This is a genomic window from Rhodoferax potami (assembly GCF_032193765.1).
GTDB classification, from domain to species: Bacteria; Pseudomonadota; Gammaproteobacteria; order Burkholderiales; family Burkholderiaceae_C; genus Allorhodoferax; species Allorhodoferax potami.
This window is the reverse complement of record NZ_JAVBIJ010000001.1, coordinates 1,734,655-1,759,337: the sequence shown is the minus strand read 5'-3', so window position 1 is coordinate 1,759,337 and position 24,683 is coordinate 1,734,655. Positions and strand designations below refer to the sequence as shown.

24 protein-coding genes are annotated in these 24,683 nt (G+C 60.4%); 13 read left to right on the top strand and 11 right to left on the bottom strand.

Annotated elements, in window-relative coordinates; genetic code table 11:
* Positions 1–39: 39 nt before the first annotated feature.
* From arsA to RAE21_RS08325, 6 genes are all read right to left on the bottom strand, one after another.
* Complete coding sequence (arsA, locus tag RAE21_RS08350; RefSeq protein WP_313880960.1) at positions 40–1,803, bottom strand: arsenical pump-driving ATPase; 1,764 nt, start codon at positions 1,801–1,803, stop codon at positions 40–42.
* A 3-nt stretch (positions 1,804–1,806) separates the two neighbouring features.
* Entirely contained in the window at positions 1,807–2,526 is a 720-nt protein-coding gene (gene arsH, locus RAE21_RS08345) for an arsenical resistance protein ArsH (RefSeq protein ID WP_313880959.1), read from the bottom strand.
* Positions 2,519–2,938 (bottom strand): arsenate reductase (glutaredoxin), encoded by a 420-nt coding sequence (gene arsC, locus RAE21_RS08340; protein WP_313880958.1) that lies wholly within the window; start codon positions 2,936–2,938, stop codon positions 2,519–2,521. The genes arsH and arsC overlap by 8 nt, the downstream gene beginning before the upstream one ends.
* On the bottom strand, positions 2,935–3,642 hold the full coding sequence (locus RAE21_RS08335; RefSeq protein ID WP_313880957.1) for an aquaporin: 708 nt from the start codon (positions 3,640–3,642) through the stop codon (positions 2,935–2,937). Before RAE21_RS08335 ends, arsC begins: the two co-directional genes overlap by 4 nt.
* Complete coding sequence (locus RAE21_RS08330) at positions 3,639–4,139, bottom strand: arsenate reductase ArsC (RefSeq protein WP_313880955.1); 501 nt, start codon at positions 4,137–4,139, stop codon at positions 3,639–3,641. The genes RAE21_RS08335 and RAE21_RS08330 overlap by 4 nt, the downstream gene beginning before the upstream one ends.
* Positions 4,140–4,246: 107 nt before the next feature.
* Positions 4,247–4,600, bottom strand: coding sequence for an ArsR/SmtB family transcription factor (locus tag RAE21_RS08325; protein WP_313880954.1), 354 nt, complete (start codon positions 4,598–4,600; stop codon positions 4,247–4,249).
* 220 nt (positions 4,601–4,820) lie between these two features.
* On the opposite strand from RAE21_RS08325, the gene RAE21_RS08320 reads away from it, so the two are divergent.
* From RAE21_RS08320 to RAE21_RS08300, 5 genes are read left to right on the top strand one after another with little or no spacing between them, the layout of a single operon-like run.
* Positions 4,821–5,603, top strand: a complete 783-nt coding sequence (locus RAE21_RS08320; RefSeq protein WP_313876259.1) for a GNAT family N-acetyltransferase — start codon at positions 4,821–4,823, stop codon at positions 5,601–5,603.
* Positions 5,603–6,478, top strand: coding sequence for a UDP-2,3-diacylglucosamine diphosphatase (locus tag RAE21_RS08315; protein WP_313882682.1), 876 nt, complete (start codon positions 5,603–5,605; stop codon positions 6,476–6,478). Before RAE21_RS08320 ends, RAE21_RS08315 begins: the two co-directional genes overlap by 1 nt.
* Positions 6,475–7,566: a glycosyltransferase family 4 protein gene (locus tag RAE21_RS08310; RefSeq protein WP_313880953.1), complete on the top strand. Its 1,092-nt coding sequence runs from the start codon at positions 6,475–6,477 to the stop codon at positions 7,564–7,566. The genes RAE21_RS08315 and RAE21_RS08310 overlap by 4 nt, the downstream gene beginning before the upstream one ends.
* Before the next feature lie 26 nt (positions 7,567–7,592).
* Positions 7,593–9,677 carry a polyphosphate kinase 1 gene (gene ppk1 / locus RAE21_RS08305; protein ID WP_313880952.1) on the top strand — a complete coding sequence of 695 codons (2,085 nt, stop codon included), beginning with the start codon at positions 7,593–7,595 and terminating at the stop codon, positions 9,675–9,677.
* A 14-nt stretch (positions 9,678–9,691) separates the two neighbouring features.
* The gene (locus tag RAE21_RS08300) at positions 9,692–10,153 is read left to right on the top strand and encodes a SixA phosphatase family protein (RefSeq protein ID WP_313880951.1); all 462 of its coding nucleotides are present in this window, start codon (positions 9,692–9,694) and stop codon (positions 10,151–10,153) included.
* A gap of 23 nt (positions 10,154–10,176) precedes the next feature.
* Here RAE21_RS08300 and RAE21_RS08295 read toward each other — a convergent pair whose 3' ends face one another.
* Positions 10,177–10,887: a hypothetical protein gene (locus RAE21_RS08295; RefSeq protein ID WP_313880950.1), complete on the bottom strand. Its 711-nt coding sequence runs from the start codon at positions 10,885–10,887 to the stop codon at positions 10,177–10,179.
* Positions 10,888–11,013: 126 nt separating this feature from the next.
* Between RAE21_RS08295 and RAE21_RS08290 the strand changes: the two genes are divergently transcribed.
* Positions 11,014–12,816 (top strand): phosphodiesterase, encoded by a 1,803-nt coding sequence (locus RAE21_RS08290; protein ID WP_313880949.1) that lies wholly within the window; start codon positions 11,014–11,016, stop codon positions 12,814–12,816.
* Here the strand turns inward: RAE21_RS08290 and RAE21_RS08285 are convergent.
* The 3 genes from RAE21_RS08285 to RAE21_RS08275 form a co-directional block, all read right to left on the bottom strand.
* Entirely contained in the window at positions 12,813–14,312 is a 1,500-nt protein-coding gene (locus RAE21_RS08285; RefSeq protein WP_313880948.1) for a Ppx/GppA phosphatase family protein, read from the bottom strand. The two genes, RAE21_RS08290 and RAE21_RS08285, sit on opposite strands and share 4 nt — an antisense overlap.
* Before the next feature lie 69 nt (positions 14,313–14,381).
* A complete protein-coding gene (locus RAE21_RS08280) occupies positions 14,382–15,461 on the bottom strand; it encodes an ABC transporter substrate-binding protein (protein ID WP_313880947.1) in 1,080 nt (359 codons plus the stop codon).
* A gap of 157 nt (positions 15,462–15,618) precedes the next feature.
* On the bottom strand, positions 15,619–16,119 hold the full coding sequence (locus tag RAE21_RS08275) for a fasciclin domain-containing protein (protein ID WP_313880946.1): 501 nt from the start codon (positions 16,117–16,119) through the stop codon (positions 15,619–15,621).
* 189 nt (positions 16,120–16,308) lie between these two features.
* Between RAE21_RS08275 and pstS the strand changes: the two genes are divergently transcribed.
* The 7 genes from pstS (at position 16,309) to phoR (ending at position 22,885) form a co-directional block, all read left to right on the top strand.
* Positions 16,309–17,352 (top strand): phosphate ABC transporter substrate-binding protein PstS, encoded by a 1,044-nt coding sequence (gene pstS / locus RAE21_RS08270; protein ID WP_428984001.1) that lies wholly within the window; start codon positions 16,309–16,311, stop codon positions 17,350–17,352.
* A 102-nt stretch (positions 17,353–17,454) separates the two neighbouring features.
* Positions 17,455–18,420: a phosphate ABC transporter permease subunit PstC gene (pstC, locus tag RAE21_RS08265; RefSeq protein ID WP_313876262.1), complete on the top strand. Its 966-nt coding sequence runs from the start codon at positions 17,455–17,457 to the stop codon at positions 18,418–18,420.
* Complete coding sequence (gene pstA / locus RAE21_RS08260; protein ID WP_313880945.1) at positions 18,417–19,277, top strand: phosphate ABC transporter permease PstA; 861 nt, start codon at positions 18,417–18,419, stop codon at positions 19,275–19,277. Before pstC ends, pstA begins: the two co-directional genes overlap by 4 nt.
* A gap of 36 nt (positions 19,278–19,313) precedes the next feature.
* A complete protein-coding gene (gene pstB / locus RAE21_RS08255; RefSeq protein WP_313875827.1) occupies positions 19,314–20,093 on the top strand; it encodes a phosphate ABC transporter ATP-binding protein PstB in 780 nt (259 codons plus the stop codon).
* Between the two features lie 16 nt (positions 20,094–20,109).
* Positions 20,110–20,811 (top strand): phosphate signaling complex protein PhoU, encoded by a 702-nt coding sequence (gene phoU / locus RAE21_RS08250; RefSeq protein WP_087497078.1) that lies wholly within the window; start codon positions 20,110–20,112, stop codon positions 20,809–20,811.
* On the top strand, positions 20,808–21,545 hold the full coding sequence (gene phoB / locus RAE21_RS08245) for a phosphate regulon transcriptional regulator PhoB (protein ID WP_313875828.1): 738 nt from the start codon (positions 20,808–20,810) through the stop codon (positions 21,543–21,545). Before phoU ends, phoB begins: the two co-directional genes overlap by 4 nt.
* A gap of 17 nt (positions 21,546–21,562) precedes the next feature.
* On the top strand, positions 21,563–22,885 hold the full coding sequence (phoR, locus tag RAE21_RS08240; protein ID WP_313880944.1) for a phosphate regulon sensor histidine kinase PhoR: 1,323 nt from the start codon (positions 21,563–21,565) through the stop codon (positions 22,883–22,885).
* Positions 22,886–22,905: 20 nt separating this feature from the next.
* On the opposite strand, the gene RAE21_RS08235 is transcribed toward phoR, so the two are convergent.
* The gene (locus RAE21_RS08235; protein ID WP_313880943.1) at positions 22,906–24,609 is read right to left on the bottom strand and encodes a hypothetical protein; all 1,704 of its coding nucleotides are present in this window, start codon (positions 24,607–24,609) and stop codon (positions 22,906–22,908) included.
* Between the last annotated feature and the right edge of the window lie 74 nt (positions 24,610–24,683).

Sequence of the window (24,683 nt, the reverse complement as noted above, 5' to 3'; positions counted from 1 at the left end):
CTCTAGCGCTCGTGGAATATGCGCGAGCAGCTATTCTTTTTATAGCGTAGTCAATTTGCCAAGCGCAGCAAGGCCCACCGGCCGCTCGGCCATCCAGGGCACGACATAGCCGTGCTGTGACAGACCGTGGGCAATCCGGTTCATCTGCTTTTCTTCTCCGGCGAGTCGTGCAGCTAACAGCGGATCGCGGGTGCCTGCCGCGGCCATGCTTTTGTTGATGACCCAAGCGTAAGGCTCAATCTTGGCGCGGCGCAGGTCGTCTTGCAGCGCGGCCGCTTGCGACACGGGCGTGATTTCGGGCAGTGTGACCAGCACGATCTTGGTGTGGTCGGGGTCTTGCAGGCGCATCAGCGGGGTGACAAGGCGGCCGGGGTTGGCGTCGCCGTACTCACGCAGCATCTGGCGGTGATAAGCGCCGGTAGCGTCCATCAGCAGCAGGCTGTGGCCGGTGGGAGCCGTATCCAGCACCACGAAAGCACTGCGCGCCTCACTCACGATGCGCGAGAACGCGTGGAACACGGCCACCTCTTCGGTGCAGGGTGACTGCAAGTCTTCGCGCAGCAGGGCAATGCCCTCAGCATCCAGGCCCGGGGATTTGGCGGCCATCACCTTGGCGATGTACTTTTCAGTCTCGGCCTTGGGGTCTATGCGGTCCACCTTCAGTCCGGGCAGGCTGCCGTGCACGGTCACTTGCAGGTGGTCGGCGGGGTCGGTGGTGCTCAGGTGCACCGAGTGACCACGTTGCACCAAGCCCGCAGCGATGGCAGCCGCGATGGTGGTTTTTCCCACACCGCCTTTGCCCATGACCATGATGAGCCCGCGGCCTGGTGCGGCCAGGGCGTCGGTGAGTGCGGAGAGGGTATGGGTAGGGTGGATGCCTGCATGCTCCGGTGCCGGTTGCACGTGATCTACGGGTTCTTCGGTGGACAGGAGTGCGCGCAGAGCAGACAGGCCCACCGTGTCAAACGCCCGCAGGGCAATTCGGTCTTGCGGCAAGGCCTGCAAGTGCGTGGGCATAGCGGCCAAGGCTTGAGCGCCCAGTGCTTCAAAAGCAGTAGCGACCGCATCGCCCGCCACGCTGGCGTGGAACACGCCGTTGATAGCCAGTCGCTGGTTGTGCAGCCCCAAGTCTTGTAGCTCCAGCGAGGTGCGCGCGGCCTCGGCAATCGCACCCACATCCGGCCGGGTAACCAGCACCACGGTGGTTTGCGCCGGGTCACTCAAGGTCTGCAGCGCTTGGGCAAAGCGAGCCTCTTGCATCTTCAGGCCCGAGTGCGGCCCGAGACAGGACGCGCCGCGGTCGTTGTCCGCCAGAAAGCCGGTCCATGCTTTGGGAAGGCTCAAGAGCCGCAGGGTGTGGCCGGTGGGCGCGGTGTCAAACACCACGTGGTCAAAGCCCGCAGCGTCGCCACTGAGCAGGTTGGCGAATTCGTCAAAGGCGGCAATCTCGGTGGTGCAGGCACCGGACAGCTGCTCTTGCACCTGGCTGCGCTCGGCCTCCGTACTGGTAAGGTCCATCTGCGCCAGCACGCGGGCGCGGTAGCTTTGGGCCGCGTTGTCGGGGTCGATGTTGAGCACCGACAAGCCGGGCACACCGGGCACCGGCACCGGGGTGTTGGCCAAGGTGATGCCCAGCATCTCGTCCAGGTTACTCGCCGCATCGGTGCTGACCAGAAGCACTTTTTTGCCGCTGTCGGCCAGTGCAATCGCGCAGGCGGTGGACAGCGAGGTTTTGCCCACTCCCCCTTTGCCGGTGAAGAACAGGTGGCGGGTGGGTTGCTGCAGGAGCTGGAGTGGGTTCATGGCTTAAAGGCTACGCTGATTCACCCGCTTCATCAGTTGCTCAGCGCTCTCTTTGCGTTCGCTGTAGCGGTCCACCAGGTAGTCAGACGCATCGCGGGTGAGCAGGGTGAACTTCACCAGCTCTTCCATCACATCGACCACGCGGTCAAAGTAACTTGACGGCTTCATGCGGTCGTCGTCGCCGAATTCCATGAAGGCCTTGGCGACCGAGCTTTGGTTGGGGATGGTGACCATGCGCATCCAGCGGCCGAGCACGCGCATCTGGTTGACCGCATTAAAGCTTTGCGAGCCGCCGCTCACCTGCATCACCGCCAGCGTTTTGCCCTGGGTGGGACGCACCGCGCCGCTGTTGAGCGGTATCCAGTCGATCTGCGCTTTCATGATGCCGGTCATGGCACCGTGTCGCTCGGGAGATGTCCAGACCATGCCCTCAGACCACTGCGTCAGTTCGCGCAGCTCTTGCACCTTGGGGTGTGTGTCGGGCGCGTCGTCGGGCAGGGGCAGGCCGCTGGGGTTGAAGATGCGGGTCTCGGCGCCCATGGCCTGCAGCAGGCGGGCGGCTTCTTCGGTCAGCAGCCGGCTGAAGGACCGGGGCCGAAGCGAGCCGTAGAGCAGCGCTATGCGCGGCGCATGGGTGGAGGTTGCCGGGCGCAGCGCGGCGGCATCCGGCAGGCGAAAGTGCGCGGCCTCCAGTTGGGGCAGGTTGGTGGTCAGCTCAGACACGTTGGCCCTTGTCGTTCACCACCGCTTCGCCGTCTTCTTTGGTGAAGGCAGCTTGCTGGGCCTGGGGCAAGATGTCCAGCACCAGCTCGGACGGGCGGCACAGGCGGGTGCCCAGGGGCGTTTCCACCACGGGGCGGTTGATGAGGATGGGGTGGGCCAGCATGAAGTCCAGCAGCTCGTCGTCGGTCCACTTTTCGTTCGCCAGATCCAGCTCGGCATAGGGCGTGCCTTTTTCGCGCAGCAAGGGGCGGGGGCCGGTGCCCATGGCGGCCAGCAGTTCTTGCAGGCGGGCCTTGGTGGGTGGGGTTTGGAGGTACTCGATGACCGTAGGCTCCACGCCGCTGTTGCGGATCATGGCCAGTGTGTTGCGCGAGGTGCCGCAGGCGGGGTTGTGAAAAATGGTGATGGTCATACAGAGGTCTTTTTGGGGGAAAGTGCTTGGGCCAAGGCTACGCCCAGCGCAGCGCCTACGGTTTGCGCCAGCACAAAGCCGAGCGCACTGGCCGGTGCAATACCGGCAAAGGTGTCGCTGAACATGCGGCCCATGACGGCCGCCGGGTTGGCAAACGAGGTGCTGGCGGTGAACCAGTAGGCTGCGCCGATGTAGCAGGCCACCAGCGCGGGGGCTTTTCCTTCAGGCGCGCGCAGAATGGTGAACAGAAGCCCGCCGGTGGCCACGGCTTCTGCCACCCACTGGCCCCAGCCGGTGAACTGGCCGGTAGCGTCCCAGCCGCCGCGCAGGTGCTGGCTGAAGTGCAGCAGGGGCAGCTCGAACATGGCGTTAGCCAGCGCTGCACCCGCCACGGCTCCAGAAAGTTGGGCTGCTATAAAAAGAGTAGCTGCTCGCGCACTATTGGCGAGCGCTAGCTGCCCTTTTGACCACATAACGAGCGTAACCAGCGGGTTGAAGTGGGCGCCGCTGATGGGCCCCAGGCTTTCGATCAGCACATAGAGCGCGAACACGGTGGCCAGGGTGTTGGCCAAGAGCGCTACGCCGTCGTTGCCGCCGCTGATGCGCTGGGCCATGATGCCCGAGCCAATGACGGCGCAGAGCAGGGCGGCGGTGCCTGTGAACTCTGCAAGCAGTTGCTTGGGCAGTGGAGTCGGTTCGCTCATGCTGTCGCCAGGTCTTTCGCGGTTTGCTGGAGGGTCATGGCTTCTAGCTTGTCAGCGGGCAAATTCACCAGCAGGTCCAATCGGCGGCGGATGGCGTGCAGGGTGTGCTTGAAGGCTTCGGCCTTCTCTTCGTCGCTGCCATCGCCGGCAGAAGGGTCGGCATAGCCCCAGTGGGCGGTGGCAGGTTTGCCGGGCCAGAAGGGGCAGACTTCGCCGGCGGCGTTGTCGCACACGGTGATGATCAGGTCCATGTGCGGTGCGTCGGGCAGGGCGAATTCGTCCCAGCTTTTGCTGCGCAGGCCCTCGGTGCTGATACCGGCATTGCGCAGGGTTTGCAGGCCGATGGGGTTGGGTTGCTGGTTCTCTCGCGGGCTGCTGCCGGCCGAGAAGCCTTGAAAGCGGCCGCCACCGATGTGGGTGAGCGTAGCCTCAGCCAGGATGCTGCGGGCCGAGTTGTGGGTGCACAAAAAAAGCACATTGATGGGTTTGGCAGACATGGTGGGTTCCTTGGTGAGTGGAAAGTGATGTGAAGTTTTTGCTATGAATTTAGTAGCTGCTTGCGCAATATCTATGAGCGCTAGAGGCCGATTTGGTGCCGATCCTGCTAGCAGCTGGTGCAAGCACCGGCTGTGGGGCTCACTTCGCAGCTAGCGCCTTGGCAGCAGTGCTCGGTCAGGTAGGCCAGCAGCCCGTTCATCCGGGCGAAGTTGGCGCGGTAAATCAGGTTGCGGCCGCGCTGTTCGCTGTCAATCAGGCCGGAGTGCGCCAGCTCTTTGAGGTGAAACGACAAGCCGCTGGGTGTGGAGCCGAGTTGCTCAGCCAGCACGCCGGGGGTTAAGCCGTCCTGCCCGGCAACCACCAATGCTTTGAAGATGCGCAAGCGTTGGGCTTGGGCGAGGGCGGTCAAGGCCTTCAGGGTCAGGGCTTCGTCGGCAGTAGTTTCGGTGGCTTGGTCCATATTTCAATATTACTTGAAATATTGAAATAAAAGCCGTGGCGGGTGGCATGTCACGAAAACTTCATGCAACTGCCACGGTCGGGTCACGGCGGTTTTCCACACTTCAGGCTCATTGAAACCGCACTCACAGAAGGGGAGAACAATGACACACCTCGCCGCCGCCCAGACGACACCCACCCTCGCTTCCCCCACCATTCAGGCCCCTGCCATCGCGGCAGTGATGTCGCCTGTCGCCCCGCTGGTCATCCGCAGCGCTGCGCCGCAAGAGCGCTCGGCCTCCGGTATTGAAGTGCAGTGGGCGCGCCACCAGGATGAAGTGCGCGCGGCCCAACGCCTGCGGTTTGATGTGTTTGCCGGCGAAATGGGCGCCCGCTTGAACACCCCATTGCCCGGCCACGATGTCGATTTGTTTGACAACTATTGCGAGCATTTGCTGGTGCGCGACCAGGCCACCGGCCAGGTGATTGGCACCTATCGGGTGCTGACGCCGACCCAGGCCAAGCGCGTGGGCAGCTTTTATAGCGATACCGAGTTCGACTTGACCCGCCTGCGCTCTTTGCGTGAGCGCATGGTCGAGCTGGGGCGCAGCTGTGTGCACCCGGATCACCGCCATGGCGGCGTCATCATGGCGCTGTGGGGCGCATTGGCTGAGTTCATGGTGCGCAACCAGCTGGACACCATGATCGGCTGCGCCAGCATCCCGATGCTGCACAACGGTGTGGTCAGTGGCGATGTGGCGGCCAGCATCTGGCGCCAAGTGCAGGCCACGCACCTGGCACCGATTGACTTCCATGTGCGCCCGCGTCTGCCACTGCCGATCGACCAGCTCGACAGCACCCTCGATGTGGAGCCACCCGCACTGATCAAGGGCTACCTGCGCTTGGGCGCCAAAGTGCTGGGCGCTCCCGCCTGGGACCCGGATTTCAACACCGCCGATCTGCCGATGCTCATGCGCATTGCCGACCTCCCGGCCCGTTACCGCAAGCACTTTCTGGGGGCATGATGCGCAGCACCTTCGACGCCATGGGAGCCAACATCCACGGATTGGTGACAGGCGCCGAAGGCCCTGACACCGATGACGATGTAGGCCACCGCCGTTACCGCGCGGTGTTTGTGTCCGACATCCATCTCGGCACCGCGGGTTGCCAGGCCAAGCCGCTGCTGGATTTTTTGAAGCACCACCCCAGCGACCACCTGTACCTGGTGGGCGACATCATCGACGGCTGGCAACTGCGCCGCCGCTGGTTCTGGCCGCAATCCCACAACGACGTGGTGCAGAAGCTGCTGCGCCGCGCCCGCAAAGGCTGCCGGGTAGTGTTCATCCCGGGTAACCATGACGAGTTTGCCCGTGCATTCGTCGGGCAGCAGTTCGGTGGCATTGAGGTGCACGACGACACGGTGCACACCACCGCCGATGGCCGCAGGCTGTGGGTCACCCACGGCGACTACTTTGACGCCGTGATCCAGCGCGCCAAGTGGCTGGCCTACACCGGCGACTACGCTTACGAGTTCACCCTGCGGATGAACCGCCACTTGAACAATTTCCGCGCGCGGCTGGGGTTGCCGTATTGGTCGCTCTCGGCCTACCTCAAACACAAGGTCAAGATGGCGCTGAACTACGTGACCGACTTTGAAAAGGCGGTCGCCCAAGAGGCCCGTAACCGGGGCCACGATGGGGTGGTGTGCGGCCATATCCACCGCGCCGAAATGCGCACTATCGACGGTACCCTGTATTGCAACGATGGCGATTGGGTGGAGAGCCGCACAGCGCTGGTCGAGCACCTCGATGGCCACCTGGAGCTGGTGCACTGGGGAACCCAGCCTGCACAACCAGCAGCCGCTTTGCTACCCGCCTCTTTGCAGGAAACCCACGCATGAAACTGGTACTGGTGACCGATGCATGGCTGCCGCAGGTCAATGGTGTAGTTACGACGCTGGTCGAATTGGTGCGCGAACTCGAGGCACTGGGCCACGCCGTGCAAGTGATTCACCCCGGCCTGTTTCGCACCCGCCCGTGCCCCGGCTATGCGGGGATCGACATTGCGGTGCGTCCGGGCAAAGCCCTGGCGGCCTTGCTGGATGCGTCGGGTGCGGATGCGATCCATTTGGCGACCGAGGGGCCCTTGGGCTGGGCTGCGCGCAGCTACTGCCGCAAACACCAGCTGGCGTTCACCACCGCGTATCACACGCGCTTCCCCGAAATATTGAAGGCGGCCTTGCATATCCCGCTGTGGATCGGCTACGCGCTGTTCAGGCACTTTCACAAACCATCGTCCGGGGTGATGGTGCCGACTTCGAGCATGCTGCGCCTGCTGCATGGCAAGGGTTTCGGCCGCCTGCGCAGCTGGACCCACGGGGTCGACACCCGTCTGTTTCAATACGCCGAGACGCCGCAGCCGTACCCTGCGTGGGGTGCCTTGGCGCGGCCGGTGTCGTTGTTCGTGGGGCGGGCGTCTTACGAGAAAAACATCGAGGCTTTTTTGAAGCTGGATGTCCCCGGTACCAAAGTTGTCTGCGGCGTCGGGCCGCTAGAGAAAGACTTGCGCGAGCGCTACCCCACGGTCCGTTGGCTGGGGGTGTTGCCCCGGGCCGAGTTGGCGCAGGTGTATGCCGCTGCGGATGTCTTTGTAATGCCGAGCCAGCACGAGACCTTTGGCCTGGTCATGCTCGAATCCATGGCCTGCGGGACCCCGGTGGCGGCCTATCCGGTAGAGGGGCCGACCGAGGTGATTGGCGTGCCGGCCGAGGGCGGTGTGACCGATTCTGACCTGCACAAAGCGTGGTACCGTGCACTCAGTGTGCCGCGCCACGAGGCCCGCCAACGCGCCATGCAATTCAGCTGGTCCTATGCCAGTTTGATGTTCGCAGGCCACTTGGTGCCAGCCCGCCCGGGCGCGTCGTTCCAGACCGCGCGCACCGTGGAGCAGAATGTCATAAATGCGTCATCTGCGCAGTCAAGAATCTGACATCGATACGTCATCATTGAGACTTTATGTGGACATCTTTTCAGGATCGGGCCTCCCTGGCTGACCCTCGCCTGCTGGACCGGGATCTCAGCCTGTTGGCATTCAATGAGCGGGTGTTGGACTGGGCGGTGCGCGAAGACGTGCCGCTCTTAGAGCGCCTGCGCTTTCTGTGCATTGTGTCCAGCAACCTCGACGAATTTTTTGAGGTGCGGGCTGAGCCGCATTTGAGCGCTGCACAAGCCAAAGACAGCAAGGGCCAGTACTCGGTGGCCAGCTTCGAGCGCTTGGCCCTCGCCCTGCACAAGTTGGTGGAGCGGCAGTACACGTTGTACAACGAGCAACTGATGCCGGCGTTTGAAGCCTTGGGCATTCATATCTTGTCGCACGGTGAGCGCAACGCCGCTCAACGGGCTTGGGTGCAGCAGTACTTTGAAAAAGAAGTGCGCCCCTTGTTGATTCCGGTGGGGCTGGACCCGTCTCATCCGTTCCCGCAGGTGGCCAACAAATCGCTCAACTTTATTGTGCGACTCAAGGGCAAAGATGCCTTCGGCCGCGAGAACGATATCGCCATCGTGAAGGTGCCCCGGGTGCTGCCGAGGCTGATACGCCTGCCGGACAAACTGGCCGGCGGCAAGGCCTTGTTTGTGTCATTGTCCAGCGTGATCCGCGCGCACTTGGCTGAGCTGTTCAGTGGCCGTGAGGTGTGGCAGTTCTCGCAGTTCCGCGTCACACGGCACTCGGATCTGGCGGTCGATGAAGACGATGTGCAGAACCTGCGCATGGCCTTGCGCCAAGGGCTGGAGCACCGGCATTACGGGCAGGCGGTCCGTCTTGAAGTGTCTGCAGGCTGCTCGGAGTATTTGTCAGAGTTTTTGCTCAAGCAGTTCGGGCTGCCCGCGCGGTCTTTGTACCGGGTGCACGGACCGGTGAACCTCGTGCGCTTGACGCAGCTGATTGATTTGGTGAATCGGCCGGACCTGTGCTTTGTGCCGTATGTGCCGAACTTTCCGGTGCAGATGCACCCCGGCCGTTCGGTGTTTGAGCAGCTGCAAGAGCGTGACATCCTGATCCACCAGCCCTATGAGAGTTTTGACGGCGTTTTGTCCTTTTTGCGTCAGGCGGTGCACGATCCCAAAGTACTGGCTATCAAACAGACGATCTATCGCACCGGTGCCGACTCCGAGTTGATGGAGTTGCTGCGCGAGGCGGTGCGCAGGGGCAAAGAGGTCACCGTGGTGGTGGAGCTCAAGGCCCGCTTTGACGAAGAGGCCAACATCAACTGGGCGGAAATGCTCGAGTCCATCGGCGCGCAAGTGGTGTATGGGGTGGTGGGCCTCAAGACCCACGCCAAGATGATGCTGATCACCCGGCGCGAGGGCAAGTCGCTCAAGCGCTATGGGCATCTTTCTACCGGCAACTACAACCCGCGCACAGCTAAGCTGTACACCGACATCAGCCACCTGACGGCGGATGCCGGCATTACGGCTGAAATGGACCAGGTGTTTGTGCACTTGGCCAGCCAGAGCAAGCTGCCGCGCATGCGCCATTTGTGGATGGCGCCGTTCCATTTGCATCGCAATTTGATTGCCAAAATCGATGCGCTGGGCCGCGCCGCAGAGGCGGGCAAAGACACCCGCATCGTAGCCAAAATGAACTCCTTGACTGACGAGGCTTTGGTCCGCAGCCTGATTGCTGCGGGGCAGCAGGGCGTCAAGATCGATTTGATCGTGCGCGGAGCGTGTGTGCTGCCTGCGCAAGTGCCGGGTTATACCGACAACATCCGGGTGCGCTCGGTGATCGGGCGCTTGCTCGAGCATTCGCGGGTGTTTTACTTCCGCCTCGAAGAGACCGACGAGCTGTACCTCTCCAGCGCAGACTGGATGAACCGCAACATGGTCCGGCGCGTGGAGCTGGCTTGGCCGGTCACCGATGCCGGCTTGCGCCAGCGCCTGGTGGACGAGTGCCTGGTGGCCTATTTGCACGACGGTATCGATGCCTGGGACATGGGCGCAGACGGCGCGTATGCGCATGTGGCCCCCAAAGAGCATCAGGTAGCCCATGGGGCCCAACGGGCCCTTATGGAGCGCTACGGCCGCTTTGAAAAACGCTAGGGGAGAACCAAGCCATGGACTTGATTTTGTGGCGGCACGCAGAGGCCATTGACGTAGAGATGGTGGGCGACGACATGTTGCGCTCACTCACTGGTAAAGGGGAGAAGCAGGCCGCTCGCATGGCTGCTTGGCTGGACCGGCAGTTGCCCGAAGGGGCCAAGATTTGGGCGAGTCCGGCATTGCGCACCGAGCAAACCGCCAAGGCCCTGCAACGGAAATTCAAAACCCATGCGGCATTGGCCCCGCTGAGCGGGGTGGATGATTTGCTGGGGCTGGTGCAGTGGCCGAATGCCAAAGGCTGCTTGGTTGTCGTTGGCCACCAACCGACGTTGGGGCAAACCATATCCAAGCTGCTGGGCTTGAGCGAGAGCGAGTGCGCCGTGAAGAAGGGCGCACTCTGGTGGCTACGCTACCGCGAGCGCGATGGCATCGGGCAAACCGTGGTGGTCACGGTTCAGTCGCCCGAGGTGTTGTAGAGCCTCCGGGAAGAGGCCCAACATCAGGCCTTCTTGCCTTTGGCAGGGCGGCCGGTTTTCAGGCTCGGCACTGCAGCCAGAGCGGCCTTGAGCGCGGCATCGGTGAATGCAGCAATCGCCTTCATGCCGGCGCGGACCAATTCGGTCTTTTTCACAGGCAAACCCATTTTCGCGGCGCGCAGCTTCAAGGCAGCGAGCACGTCGTATTCATTTTTGGGGATGGTGAAGCTGTCGCGCACCATCTTTGGCTTCTTCGCTTTTTCGACCTTGGCTGCGACCGGCTTGGCCACCGTTTTTGCAGCAGGCTTGGCGATGGTCTTGGCTGCGGGCTTGGCGGCTGGCTTCGCTGCGGCTTTCACTGCAGGTTTGGTGGCTGCGCTTTTGGCTTTTTCTGCAGGCTTGGCTGCGGCTTTCGGTGCTACTTTGGCTACAGGCTTGGCGGCCGGTTTGGCAGCTGGTTTTGTTTCAGCCTTTTTGGCAGGCTTTGCGGCCTTGGCAGCGGTGCTTGGCTTTTCGCTGGCGGCCACAGGTGCCGGTGCTGCAGGTTTGGCCACGGCCTTGGCGGCTACCTTGCTCTTGGCTTGTGGTGCGGCTTTGGCGGCAGGCTTGCTGGCAGCGGATTTGGTCGCTGTGGCTGCGCTCGGCGCGGGAGTTGTGGCAGCAGGCGCGGCTGCAGGGGTGGCAGCTGCCACGGTGGTTTCAGGGGTGTCGGTGGGGGTCGCGGTATTGGACATGAAGGTCACTCCTTTTATTAAACGGTATATATAGTTTATACCGTTTAAATTCTTTCAGAATTGTGTCATCCAGATGTCACGTTGGCTGGGCAAACTGGCGTCCCTTTTGTCGTTTGGAAGCTCGCCATGTCATCAATTCCTTTGAGATTGGTTCAGGGCAGTGTGCCTAAAAATAGCGGGCCAAGACCCCTCAAGGCGGTATTGCAGAACAAGTCGCTGTACCCGGTTTTTCAACCCATCGTCAAACTCGACGATGGGTCGGTGTACGCCCATGAAGCCTTGATACGCGGCCCGCAAGGCACCGCGCTTCACACCCCCGATGCCCTGCTGCGCGCTGCAGACGAGGAGGGCTTGGGCTATGAATTTGAAACTGCCTGCGTCAGATCCACCCTGCGCTCGTGGGGGCGCATGCAAACGGCTGGTCGCTTGTTTGTGAACGTCAGCGCGGAAGCGCTGATTACCGCTTACGAGGGGCGCGGCCAGCAGGGGCTGCTGGAGTGGATCCAGGACTTCCATGTCACGCCCCGTATGCTGGTGCTCGAGATCACCGAGCACGAGCGGGTGGATAACATGGACCGTCTCGCAGAAGTGGTGCAAGAGGTCCGCGCCGCCGGTTTGGCTCTGGCACTGGATGATTTCGGAGATGGCCGCTCCAGCTTGCGGCTCTGGTCGCAGATCAAGCCCGAGGTGGTGAAGATCGACAAGTACTTCACCCGCAACATCAGCGCCCATGGCGACAAGCTTAAAACCATTCAGGCCCTGCAACACATTGCCACCATCTTTGGTACCGCGCTGGTTGCTGAGGGTATTGAAACGGCAGAGGACCTGCGGGTGTTGCGCGATGTGGGCATCGAGTACGGCCAAGGCTATTTTCTCGGCCGGCCGGATGCCGTGCCCCTGCAGTGGCTGCCGGCACTGCCTAAACAGGTGCTGCAAGAGCGCCAGGTAGCGGTGTTTCCGGAGCTGGGGCGCTTGTCGCAAGGCGGGCATTTGCGCAGCCTGTCGCTGGTGCGCGCACCCACGGTGAGCCCTGAAACCCACAATGACACGCTGGCCCGGATTTTTCTGGACAACAGTAATTTGCATGCGGTCGCGGTGGTGGAAGGGGAGCGCCCGGTTGGCATCATCAACCGCGCGCACTTCATGAACGAATACAGCAAGCTGTATTACCGTGAGGTGTGGGGCCGCAAGCCTTGTGTGGTGCACGCCAACATGGAGCCCCGCCTGATTGAGCGTGAACACAGCGTGGACGAGTTGGTCGGCATTCTGACCTCGCAGGATCAGCGCTACCTGAGCGACGGATTCATTGCCACAGACAATGGCCGCTATGTGGGGATCGGCACCGGCGACCAACTGGTCCGGTCGGTCACCGAAACCCGGATTGAGGCAGCCCGCCACGCCAACCCCCTGACGTTTTTACCGGGCAACATCCCCATTACCCAGCACATCGAGCGCTTGTTGAAAAAGCAGGCGTGCTTTGTGGCGTGTTATGCCGATCTGAACCATTTCAAGCCTTACAACGACTATTACGGGTACTGGCGGGGCGACGAGATGATCCGCCTTTTGGCGCGCATTGCCATGGAGCAGTGCGATGCCCAGCGCGACTTTTTGGGCCATGTGGGCGGTGACGACTTCATTTTGCTGTTTCAAAGCGAGGACTGGCGGGCTCGCTGTGAGCGCTTGGTGGCCGAATTCGGAGAGCGCGCCCGCGCCTTATTTGATGAAAACGCGCGTCAGGCGGGGGGCATTGAAGCCGAAGACAGGCACGGTGTGCGCCGCTTTTTCCCTTGCACCACCTTGTCGATCGGTGCGGTGGTGGTCGATGGCCACCAGTTCACCCGTGCGGAGGATGTGGCCAACCTGGCGGCCATGGCCAAGCATGACGCCAAGTTGTCCCCCACCGGGTTACACGAAACGGTGCTGGCTTAAATCCCGCTGATATGCAGGGTCCACGGGGCCTTTTGCCACGCCAGCTCTTCTTCCCGCAAAAGGTGCGCACTTTGGGGGTAGGCGACTGCCCAGCTGGTGCGGCAGGCCAGATGCAGGCGGTGTGTGCCCTGCGGGCCGGTGGTGAGCGCCATGCCCTTTAGGTCGGGGTCCCGCCGCGCATGGCACAAGATGACTGCCAGGCGCAGACAAATCAGTTGCAGTACCAGATCGTCTTGGGACAGTGCCGCTTCCAGTTTGCGCAATTTGCCTCGGTGCCCCAGCACCAGCAAGCTCAGGCGGTGCATTTCTGAGAGCGAGAAGCCTGCAGCGTCTGCATTGTCCAAAATGTAGGCGCCGTGCTTGTGGTAGTCGCTGTGGGCAATATGGCTGCCGATTTCATGGAGCTCAGCCGCCCAACCCAGCTTGCGCATCAAGCGCTCGGGGTCTGCGGTTTCATAGGTGCCCAGCACCTGTTTGAGCAGGTGTGTTGCCACTTTGCTGACCCGCGCGCTTTGCACCAAGTCCACGGAAAACTTGGTGGCCAGCCGCTGCACGCTCTTGGCGCGCAAGTCGCCATAGTCGCGGGCACCGCCGGTCAGGTCGCAAATCAGGCCGTGGCGCAGGCCGCCGCTGGCCTGTTGCATCTCGGTAATGCCCAGCAGGCTGAAAATCGCCCGCATCACGCTCAGGCCACCGCCGATGATGGCGCGGCGGTCTTCGCGCATGCCGGGCATGCGGACACGGTCCGCGCTTTGGGCGGCAATCAGGCGTTCCAGCAACCAGTCCAGTCCCTCTTGTGTCAATACACCCTCGGGCCAGCCGGCCGCAACCAGCACATCGCCGATAGCGCTTACGGTGCCTGCAGAGCCGTAGGCCGTGTCCCAGAGGTCGGGGTGATAGGCATCAAACGCCTCATCGAGGACCGCTTTGGCTGCGACCTCTGCAATCTCGAACGCCTTGGCGGTGAATTGCCCGTCTGGGAAATACCGTTTGGACCAGGCAATACTGCCGACCCGGTATGACTCCATGGTGCCGGGCGTCATGCCTTGCCCCAAAATCAGCTCGGTCGAGCGGCCGCCCACATCGATCACCAAGCGGCGCTCTGTGGTCACCGGCAGCATGTGTGCAACGCCTTGGTAGATCAGCCGGGCCTCTTCACGGCCGGAAATGACGTCGATCGGAAAGCCCAGTACTGCGTTGGCCTTCTCCAAAAACACATCGCGGTTACGGGCCTCGCGCAGGGTTTGGGTGGCGACTGCCTTGACCTCATGCGGCTTGAAGCCGGCCAGCCGCTCGCCGAAGCGGGCCAGGCATTCCCAGCCGGCTTGCATGGCGGCCGGTGTGAGGTTGCGGTCTTCGTCGAGGCCGCCGCCCTGGCGTACGGTCTCTTTGAGGTATTCGGTGCGTTGAAATTCGCCGTGGTCTACCCGCCCGATTTCGAGCCTGAAGCTGTTGGACCCTAAGTCCACGGCAGCCAGGCGGTTTCCATTTGTCATGTGTGTGTCAGGTGAGAAGTTGTTCGGCTTAGATTGCATGGTACCCCCGCTGCAATGAGGGGCTTCGGCTTACCCCACTATTTTGCCGTCTGCGCCGAGCATGCTTTGGGTCACGAGCACGCTGGTGCGCTTGCGCGTGTCGGGGTTCAGGCGCAGCCCTGCGAGATCGACAGCGTTTCGTTTGCTGAAGGCTAGCATGGCATTGTTACGGGTGATGTTGCCCTCTACGCCCTGCAGCACTTCGGCGCAGTAGCGTGCGGAAATAAAGCCGGCCAGGCTCTGGGCGGTAGGCGGCTCGTCATACAGCCGCCCCATGACGTCGCGGTAAGCCCGCACCAGCGGGAGGTTGCTATTGACAGGCGGCACACTTTGCGTAGAGATGACCGGGCTGAAGCGCGAAACGCCGAGCTGCTGCAGGGCCACCACATTGACATCAGACATGGCGACCAGGTAGCGCTGGGCGGCCTGCTTTTCGATACCCTGGGCAAATTGCGCCAGCTCGGGCGTGCCACCCAAAAAAATAAGAATCCGCGGGCTTTGGGCGTTCAGGGTGCCGGCGAGCTTGTCGAGTGAGGTGCTGGGCGAATAAGTGTGCAATTTGAGCTGCAGCTCGGCCGCTGCCCGGTCCATGTCTTCGCGGTACAGCGCCATCTCGAGGGGGCTGGCGTATACCGCACCGACATGCTGCACGCCCATGACGGCGAGGGACTTGATGGCATAGGCGATTTGCTCTTGGCGGGTCGCAAAAATGCCGAAGGTGTTGTCGCTGCCATCTCCCGGGTTGTGTAGCCAGGGGGCGACATGAGGGAGCTCGGGCATTTCGCGCCTCAGGATGGCGGCCAGCTGACCAGCTGTTTTGTCGCCCACGGTGCCCACTGCTGCGACACATTCGGGCATGGCCTTGAGGGTGTCTGCGACCCCGCGGAGGGCCTTGGGGCTGCCATCCACTTCGAGGACCAGATGCCGCACTGGCTTGCCCCGCAGGCCACCGCGGGCATTGAGGTCTTGCCACGCCGCACGCGAGCCCACCAAAAAGTCTTTGGACACGTCGATTTGTGTGGGCGACGTATCCACGATCTGCACCACGGTGGCTCCGGCCACCACTGCGCCCGCTTTGCCCGTCTGGGAGAACGCGGACGTGGTACTCAAGGCGAAGCCACCCCATGCGAGTTGGCGAAGGGTGGTCCGGCGGGTTTGGCACAACGACGTGAAGGGCATGGTATTTTTTGTAATGCTATAAAAATAATAGCTTCTAGCGCACTATTTATGTGCACTAGCAGCTGATTTGATTGAAGGCGTGGGGCGCTTATTTCGCCGGGGCAGGGGGCAGCAGGACGGTGTCCACCACATGCACGACGCCGTTGGTCGCGGAGATGTCTGCGGTGGTGACGGTGGCTGTTTCCACGATCACAAAGGTACCGGCCTTGGCGAGGGCCAGGTTGGATCCCTGCACGCTCTTGACGTTGCTGTTTTTGACGTCGGCGGCCATCAGTTTCCCGGGGACTACGTGGTAAGTGAGCACCGCCTTGAGCTTGTCAGGGCTGGCGGCCAGTTCATCGAGGGTTTTGGCAGGAACGGCCTTGAATGCCTCGTTGTTGGGCGCGAAGACGGTGAAAGGGCCTGCGGACTTCAGGGTTTCGGTCAAGCCTGCCTTGGTGACCAGGCTGTTCAGGGTGCTGAGCTCGGGTGTGCGGGCAATGGTGTCGGCCACATTGCTGGGTTGGGACACGGTGGCGCAGCCACTCAGAGCAGCTACGAGCGCAGCTGCGACCAACAGAGAACGGCGGGGGTGTGCAAAAGCAGACATGGTGAACTCCTAGGTTGAAAGCGGCAAAGCGTAGGAATTTTTTATGACGGAAATATGACAAATTTGTGCAAAATACCGCGTCAGTTCGTGCCGCCAGCGCTTCTTGGATTGGCGTCACAAACTTGTCACAAAAGGTTCTTAAAGTTCAACCTGTCTGAGTTTTCCCAAACCTGCTTTTAAAGGCTTCCCATGACAATGACTTTCCACCGAATCGCTCTGGCAGTCGCTGCCGGCACCCTGTTGACCACCGCTGGCTTTGCTGGCGCCCAAGAAATCACCGGTGCCGGTGCGTCGTTTCCTGCGCCTCTTTACTCCAAGTGGGCTTCGGACTACAACAAAGCTACAGGCGTGAAAGTGAACTACCAGTCCATCGGCTCCGGTGGTGGTATCAAGCAAATCGACTCCAAGACTGTGGATTTCGGCGCTTCTGACGCTCCATTGACAGACGAAGTCTTGAAGTCCAAAGGCCAAATGCAATTCCCCACGGTGTTGGGTGGCGTGGTGCCGGTGATCAACGTGAAGGGTATTGAGCCCGGCCAGTTGAAGCTTACAGGTCAAGTGTTGGGTGATATTTACTTGGGCAAGGTTGCCAAGTGGAACGACCCAGCGATCAAGTCGCTGAACCCCAGCCTGAACCTGCCTGATGCGCCGATCGCCCAAGTGCGCCGCGCAGACGGTTCCGGCACTACCTTCATTTTCACCAACTACCTGAGCAAGGTGAATGCTGAGTGGAAATCCAAAGTCGGTGAAGGTACAGCCGTGAACTGGCCCGTGGGTGCCGGTGGCAAGGGTAACGAAGGCGTTGCTGCATTTGTGGCCCGCTTGCCCAACTCCATGGGTTATGTCGAGTACTCGTACGTCAAACAAAACAAGCTGAACTACGCCATCATGCAAAACTCTGCAGGCAACTTTGTGAAGCCTGATGACGAAACATTCAAGGCTGCAGCCGCAGGCGCTGACTGGGCTAAGAGCTTCTACCAAATCCTGACGAACCAGCCCGGCAAAGATGCATGGCCCATCAGCGGCGCGACTTTCATCTTGATGCACCTCAAGCAAGACAAGCCTGCCAATGCAGCTGAAACCCTGAAGTTCTTCAACTGGGCCTATGCCAACGGCGCCAAAGCAGCTGCTGACCTGGACTATGTGCCCATGCCTGCACCCGTGATCGCCGCTATCCAGAAATCCTGGGGCGAGATCAAAGACGGCGCTGGCAAGCCCATTGCGTTCAAGTAAGCCCTTGTTGAATCGATCTTGACGGAGGAAATCCCCATGTCATCTACACTCGTTCGTGGGGATTCCCCGAGTCAAACGATTGTTCAACCGCCTTCCCGTGCCATGACCACACCACCACCGATAAAGAGAGCCCGCTCAGGGCCGATGGCAGACCGTTTATTTGGCTATGCAGCCAAAGCGTCTGCACTCATCACCCTGATTTTGCTCGTAGCTATCCTCGTCACCCTCACCATGAGCGCGTGGCCGGCCATCAGCAAATATGGCTTGTCTTTCCTCACCAGTACCACTTGGGATCCTGTGCAGGAAGACTTTGGTGGCTTGGTCATGATCTACGGCACCTTGGCGACCTCGCTGATTGCGCTCTTGATTGCAGTGCCGGTTAGTTTTGGTATCGCCCTGTTTTTGACAGAGTTGTCGCCCGCTTGGCTCAAGCGCCCTCTGGGTACCGCTATTGAATTGCTGGCTGCTGTGCCATCGATCGTGTACGGCATGTGGGGCCTGCTGGTGTTTGGCCCGGTGCTCGCAACGTATGTGCAGCAACCGATCCAGGCAATGACTGCAGGCGTGCCCTATGTGGGCGCGTTTTTCTCGGGCCCACCGGTCGGTATCGGCATTCTGTCGGCCGGCATCATCTTGGCCATCATGATCATTCCGTTCATCGCATCGGTGATGCGTGACGTGTTTGAAGTAACCCCACCCATGCTCAAAGAGTCTGCGTACGGCTTGGGCGCAACAACCTGGGAAGTTGTCTCCAAGGTAGTGTTGCCTTACACCAAGACCGGCGTTATCGGCGGCATCATGCTGGGTCTGGGGCGTGCGATTGGTGAAACCATGGCGGTCACTTTTGTGATCGGTAACTTCAACCAGTTGGATTCACTCAGCCTGTTCCAGGCTGCAAACAGTATTACCTCTGCACTCGCCAACGAGTTTGCGGAAGCCGGCGAGGGGCTCCACCAGGCTGCCCTGATGTACCTCGGCTTGGTGCTGTTCTTCATCACCTTTGTGATTCTGTCTTTGTCTAAAGTTCTTTTGGCGCAATTGCGCAAATCGGAAGGTGCCAAGTCATGAGTGCCACACTCGCCCAAACCCGCTCCGCACGTTTCGCTCAGCGCAAGCGCGTCAACGTGCTGGTCACTGGCCTGGCGCTGGCCGCCATGGCATTCGGACTGTTCTGGTTGTTCTGGATTTTGTGGGAAACCGTCCGCTTGGGTCTTGGTGGCTTGTCGATTGCCACGCTGACCCAGATGACACCTCCACCCAATGAAGCCGGTGGCTTGGCCAACGCGATTTACGGCTCGTTTTTGATGGTGTTTCTGGCCACCTGCTTGGGTACGCCCATCGGTGTGATGGCTGGTATTTACCTCGTCGAGTTCGACAGCAAGAGCTGGCTGGCAGCCACCGTGCGGTTTGTGAACGACATTCTGTTGTCTGCACCTTCCATCGTGGTCGGTTTGTTCGTCTACGCAGTGGTGGTATCGCGGTTCAAATCCTTCTCAGGCTACGCTGGCATTTTGGCGTTGTCCCTGATCGTGATTCCGGTGGTGATCCGTACCACGGAGAACATGCTGCAACTGGTACCTGCCGGTTTGCGCGAAGCGGCCTACGCCTTGGGTGCCCCGAAGTGGAAAGTGATTTTGAGCATCACCCTCAAGGCGGCCCGTGCCGGTGTGATTACCGGTGTGTTGTTGGCTGTGGCCCGTATTGCTGGTGAAACCGCGCCGCTGCTGTTTACTGCTTTGAGTAACCAGTTCTGGACATCGTCGTTGAGCGAACCCATGGCTAGCTTGCCGGTCACGATCTTCAAATTTGCCATGAGCCCGTATGAGAACTGGCAGCAACTTGCCTGGGCAGGGGTCTTCTTGATCACCCTGACTGTGCTCGGATTGAACATTCTGGCGCGGGTACTGACCCGTTCCAAGGCCTGATGCGCGCAGCGCACTGACGTTTAAAGGATTACTTGTATGTTGAACACACCTAGCGCCCCGACCAAGTCCAAGATTTCCGTCAAGGACCTGAACTTCTACTACGGCAAGTTCCACGCCCTCAAAGGCATCAACATGGAAATCCCCGAGAAGCGCGTCACCGCCTTCATCGGCCCCTCCGGTTGCGGCAAGTCCACTCTGTTGCGTATCTTCAACCGCATGTTCGAGTTGTATCCCGAGCAGCGCGCTGAAGGTCAAATCCTGCTGGACGGCCAGAACCTGCTGACCAGCAAAGAAGACGTGGCCTTGTTGCGCGCCAAGGTCGGTATGGTGTTCCAGAAGCCGACACCGTTCCCGATGTCTATTTACGACAACATTGCCTTCGGTGTGAAGTTGTTCGAAAAGCTCAGCGCCACCGATATGGAAGAGCGCGTGGAATGGGCGCTGCGCAAGTCGGCACTGTGGACTGAAGTGAAAGACAAGTTGCACCAGAGCGGCTCCAGCCTGTCGGGCGGCCAACAGCAGCGTTTGTGTATCGCCCGCGGTATCGCGATCAAGCCTGAAGTCTTGCTGCTCGATGAGCCTTGCTCGGCGCTCGACCCGATTTCGACTGCGAAAGTGGAAGAGTTGATCGTCGAACTCAAGAACGATTACACCGTGTTGATCGTGACCCACAACATGCAGCAAGCCGCTCGTTGCAGCGACTACACCGCTTACATGTACCTGGGCGACCTGGTGGAGTTTGGCCCGACAGAGCAGATGTTCTTCAAGCCGACACGCAAAGAAACAGAAGACTACATCACCGGCCGTTTCGGCTAAGCAAGGAGAGGACGATATGCCCGATAAACATCTTTCTACGCAGTTCGACAGCGAACTGACTTCGGTTTCCTCGCAGGTGATGGAGCTTGGTGGCTTGGTGGAGTCACAAATCCGCCAAGCGATTTACGCCTTGTCCCAATTCAGCGTGGAAGTGGCCGATGAGGTGACTGCTCGCGAGGCTCGCGTCAATGCGATGGAGTTGGAGATTGACCGCGACTTGTCCAGCATCATTGCGCGTCGCCAGCCGACTGCCCGTGATTTGCGCCTGTTGATTGCGATTTCTAAAACCACCGCCAACCTGGAGCGTGTCGGTGACGAGGCAGAAAAAATCGCCCGCATGGTGCGCTCCATCATCCACAGCGGTGCACCACGCTCCCTGCCATCGTTGGAGTTGCGGGTGGCGGCCGACTTGGCCTCCGGGCTGCTCAACAAGGCGTTGGATGCATTTGCGCGTCTGGATGTGAACGCAGCGGTCTCGATTCTCAAAGAAGACGACTTGATCGACGCAGAGTTTGACGGTTTCGTCCGCAAGCTGGTGACCTACATGATGGAAGATCCCCGCATGATTTCGCCAAGCCTTGACTTGCTGTTCTTGGCCAAAGCCATTGAGCGCATTGGTGACCACTCCAAAAATATTGCAGAGTTCATTATCTATGTGGTGAAGGGCGAAGATGTGCGCCACTCCACGATGGAGAAAATTGAGTCGGTTGTGAAATGAAAAATATGCCCGCCGTGCTGGTGGTCGAGGACGAGTCGGCCATCGCTGAATTGATCGCCGTCAACCTGCGACATAACGGGTTCCGCCCGCGATGGGCGATGGACAGTGACTCCGCTCAGCGCGAGATTGATGACGGAGTCCCCGATCTCATTTTGCTGGATTGGATGTTGCCTGGTGAGAGTGGCTTGGTGTTGGCCAAGCGCTGGCGCGCGGATCCCCGGACCAAAGAAGTACCCATCATCATGCTGACGGCGCGTGGCGATGAGGCAGACCGGGTTGCCGGTCTGGATGCGGGTGCTGACGATTACATTGCCAAGCCATTTTCAACGAAAGAGTTGTTGGCGCGGGTGCGTGCGGTCTTGCGTCGTCGCACTCCCGAGAGCACGGGCGAGGCGCTGACGATTGCCGGTTTGACCCTAGATTCATCGACCCATCGTGTGTCGTTTGAGGGCGCTGCGCTCAAACTCGGACCCACAGAGTTCAAACTGCTGCACTACCTGATGGGTCATGCCGAGCGGGTGCATAGCCGTGCCCAGTTGTTGGACAACGTGTGGGGCGATCACGTCTATATTGAAGAGCGGACCGTAGACGTTCATGTGAAGCGTCTCCGGGAAGCCTTGTCCCATGCCGGCGTAATGGTGGAAACCGTGCGGGGTGCTGGTTATCGCTTGACTGCCAAGCCTGCAATGCCGATTGTTTCTTCACAACCCTCAGCTGATCGCGCCAGCGCCTGAGGCGTCACGGTTTCTGCATGTTTCTTCGTTTCGCTTCTTTCCTGTTGTTGCAGGGGCTGGGTGGTATTTCCGGCTATTTTTTAGTCCAACGGTTCGAGCCGCTCTGGGGTGCTTTGGCTGGGGCGCTCGCAGGCGGTTTCCTGTGGATGCTCTTGGACTCCGCACGCGGTTTTCGCCTGATGCGATGGTTACAGGCCGGTGAGTCGACCGAACTGCATTTGGGTTTTGGCTTTTGGGGCGAAGTCGCGGACCGTACGCGCCGGCAAATGCGCTCACGGGAGCGCCGCGTCGCTGAAGGTGACACCAAGCTCCAGGACTTTCTGGCCGCGTTGCAGGCCTCGCCCAACGGGGTGGTGTTGCTAGATGCTGCCGGTCGTATCGAGTGGTTCAACCAAATGGCGGGCCAACACTTCGGTTTTGATGCACGCCGTGACATGCTGCAGCATTTCGGCAATCTGGTGCGTGATCCGGGCTTTGCCAGCTATTACGCGGGTCAGGAATTCAGCCACGGGCTTGTGATGCCCGGGCGGGAAAACACAGGTTCCAAGCCTGTTCAGTTGTCGGTGCATTTGCACCCCTACGGCGAAGGTCGCAATCTGCTGCTGTCACGCGACATCACCGCCCTCGAGCAAGCGGAGGCCATGCGCCGAGATTTCGTGGCGAACGTATCCCACGAGATTCGCACCCCCTTGACGGTCTTGGCGGGTTTTGTTGAAACGCTGCAGACTTTGCCCTTGGACGAGACTGAGCAGGGGAAGTACCTCGGCTTGATGTCTCAGCAGGCCACGCGCATGCAGAGTCTGGTGGACGATTTGCTCACACTGTCGCGCTTGGAAGGAAGCCCCGCACCTTCGGGCGCTGATCTGGTCGACATGGTGCAGCTCTTGCAGCAGTGCAAGCAGGAAGCCCACAACTTGTCGGTGCTGCTGTGGGGCAGAGCCCAGGACATCCAGTTCACAGTAGCGGATGCAGTGGCCGTGACAGGTTCTGCGACCGAAATTCACAGCGCGGTGTTCAACTTGATCGGCAATGCGATCCGGTATACCCCCGCAGACAAAACCATCGTGGTGCAATGGCGCAAAACTGGTGACGGGGAAGCAGAGCTGTCAGTGCAGGACACCGGCCCCGGCATTGCGCCTGAACATCTGCCCCGCCTGACCGAACGTTTCTACCGGGTGGACCGGAGCCGTTCACGCGACACAGGCGGCACGGGACTTGGCTTGGCCATCGTGAAGCATGTTGCCCAGCGGCATGGCGCAGAGCTCTTGATTGAAAGCGTGCCGGGCCGTGGTTCTACATTCCGATTGCGTTTCAAGGCAGCCCGTTTACGCATGCACTGAGTGGGTCGCACCCCTCGGTGTCATTGCCGTTTCAGAATCCAGAACATTTCGGAACCCGCTACCGGGTGCTGTACCAAGGTGTGAGCACCCCAAATAGTGCGATCAACGCCTGCGGGCATTTCTGAATTTCGGGCAGGTTCGGTCAACATCCATTGACAGGCTTTGGTGGTGTTGATCGGCTGGAGATCGATGCCACCATACCAACCTAAGGCGGCGGTTTGCGCTGGGTCCAGGTTCAAAACGATGGCACATTCTCCGGCTTGAATCGTGGCCCGTGTCTGTTTCACCATGGTCTTGGCACTTTGCGCATAGTCGAGTAAAGGCATCCAGAGGGTCATCAGCAACAGCCAGCACAAGGACGCGCCGCTTGCTGGCAGGACGAGACTTTTCCAGATGGCAGCGCGGTGCCTGCCGGCGCGCCACCGCACCAGCCAACCCCAGGCTAAGGTAGCCAACACGGCAAAGGCAAAGGGCAAGATCTGGAACTCGGCTTCATAGCCTGGTGCCAACCGGGCCACGTTGGCTGCCGGTTGTGGCGGAGTACCTGTTTGCATGGCAATCCATACGACCCAAATCACAATACCGCAGCCGGTAAAGAACAAGAGGGTGAACCAGTCAATCAGGGCGGCGACTTGGCGTCGAAGAGTGGGCAAAGCGAATGCCGCCATTGCCGCAAAGGCCGGCAGTGCCAGCAGCAGCGTGCGGTCGGGTGCGCCGGAGAGCAACATGGTGCCTACGCTGGTCACAATAAACCAAGCTGGCAAGGACAAATGGCGGCTGATGTTCAGGTTGAAGAGGTGCTTGCGCCAGCGCCATGCGCTGTAGAGCGCCAAAGGCCATGCGGGCCAGGTAAACCAAAGCAGCAGCTGGATATGGCCGTTCCAATAGTCCCAAGTCAGGGTGGGCCACTCGACTTTCCACACCCATAAGCCCAAAATTTTTGCGATCCAGGCGACTGCAAGGGCCATCACCAGCAACAGGGCTGCGTCCAGGGTCTGATGGCGGAGCGGGTTGCCCTCATCATTCGCAGAGCGACGGTCCACACCGTGGATGCAAGCGCCGCCAACTCCGAACATCAGGGCCAGTGCTGGTGCTCCGCTCAAGCTCATGCCGAGCATCCCCAGTCCCGCGCAGAACATGGGTGCGGCCCGATGGTAGGGCAATGCACTCAGCGCATAAAACAGGAGCGCACTGAACCCCAACTGGGCCAATGCGGGGGTGGTCTCGTGGCTGAGTTGCGCGAGCCCCAGCGAGGCCATGAAGGCGAGCAAACCGCCGTCCGCCATGGCGCGGGCATAGTCGGTGGGGTGGGCTTCGCCGCCAAAGGCGAAAGCCACTGGTTGCGCCGCGGGTGTGCGGGCGAGGTAATAGCTGCCATACCAGGTGCTGACAAAGGCTAGGGTCAGCAAAAGAATAAAAGGAATACGGACCCAGAAGTCTGAGTTGACTCCCGGCGGTGCGAGTTGCAACGCCCATGCGCCCAGCCAATAGGGCAGTAGCGAGGGGAAGTCAGGGGCAACTCCCAGCATCGTGGGATACCACCAGGAGGCTTCACCATGGCTTAGGGCGGCCATAAAGCCCAGTGCACTGAGATCCGCGCTTCGCCATGCGTCCCGACCGATGAAGCCCGCTGCAATGAACGCAAGACAAAGCAGTAGCAACGCGAGGCGGGGAAGGCGCCTGACAGAGGTTTGCGCCACGATAGCAGGTGTCGGATGGTTCACGCGGATCTTGAGAGGTTGAGAACAGTGATCAAAAAAAAGCAGCCCGGATGTCCGTGCTGCTTTTATACCAACCC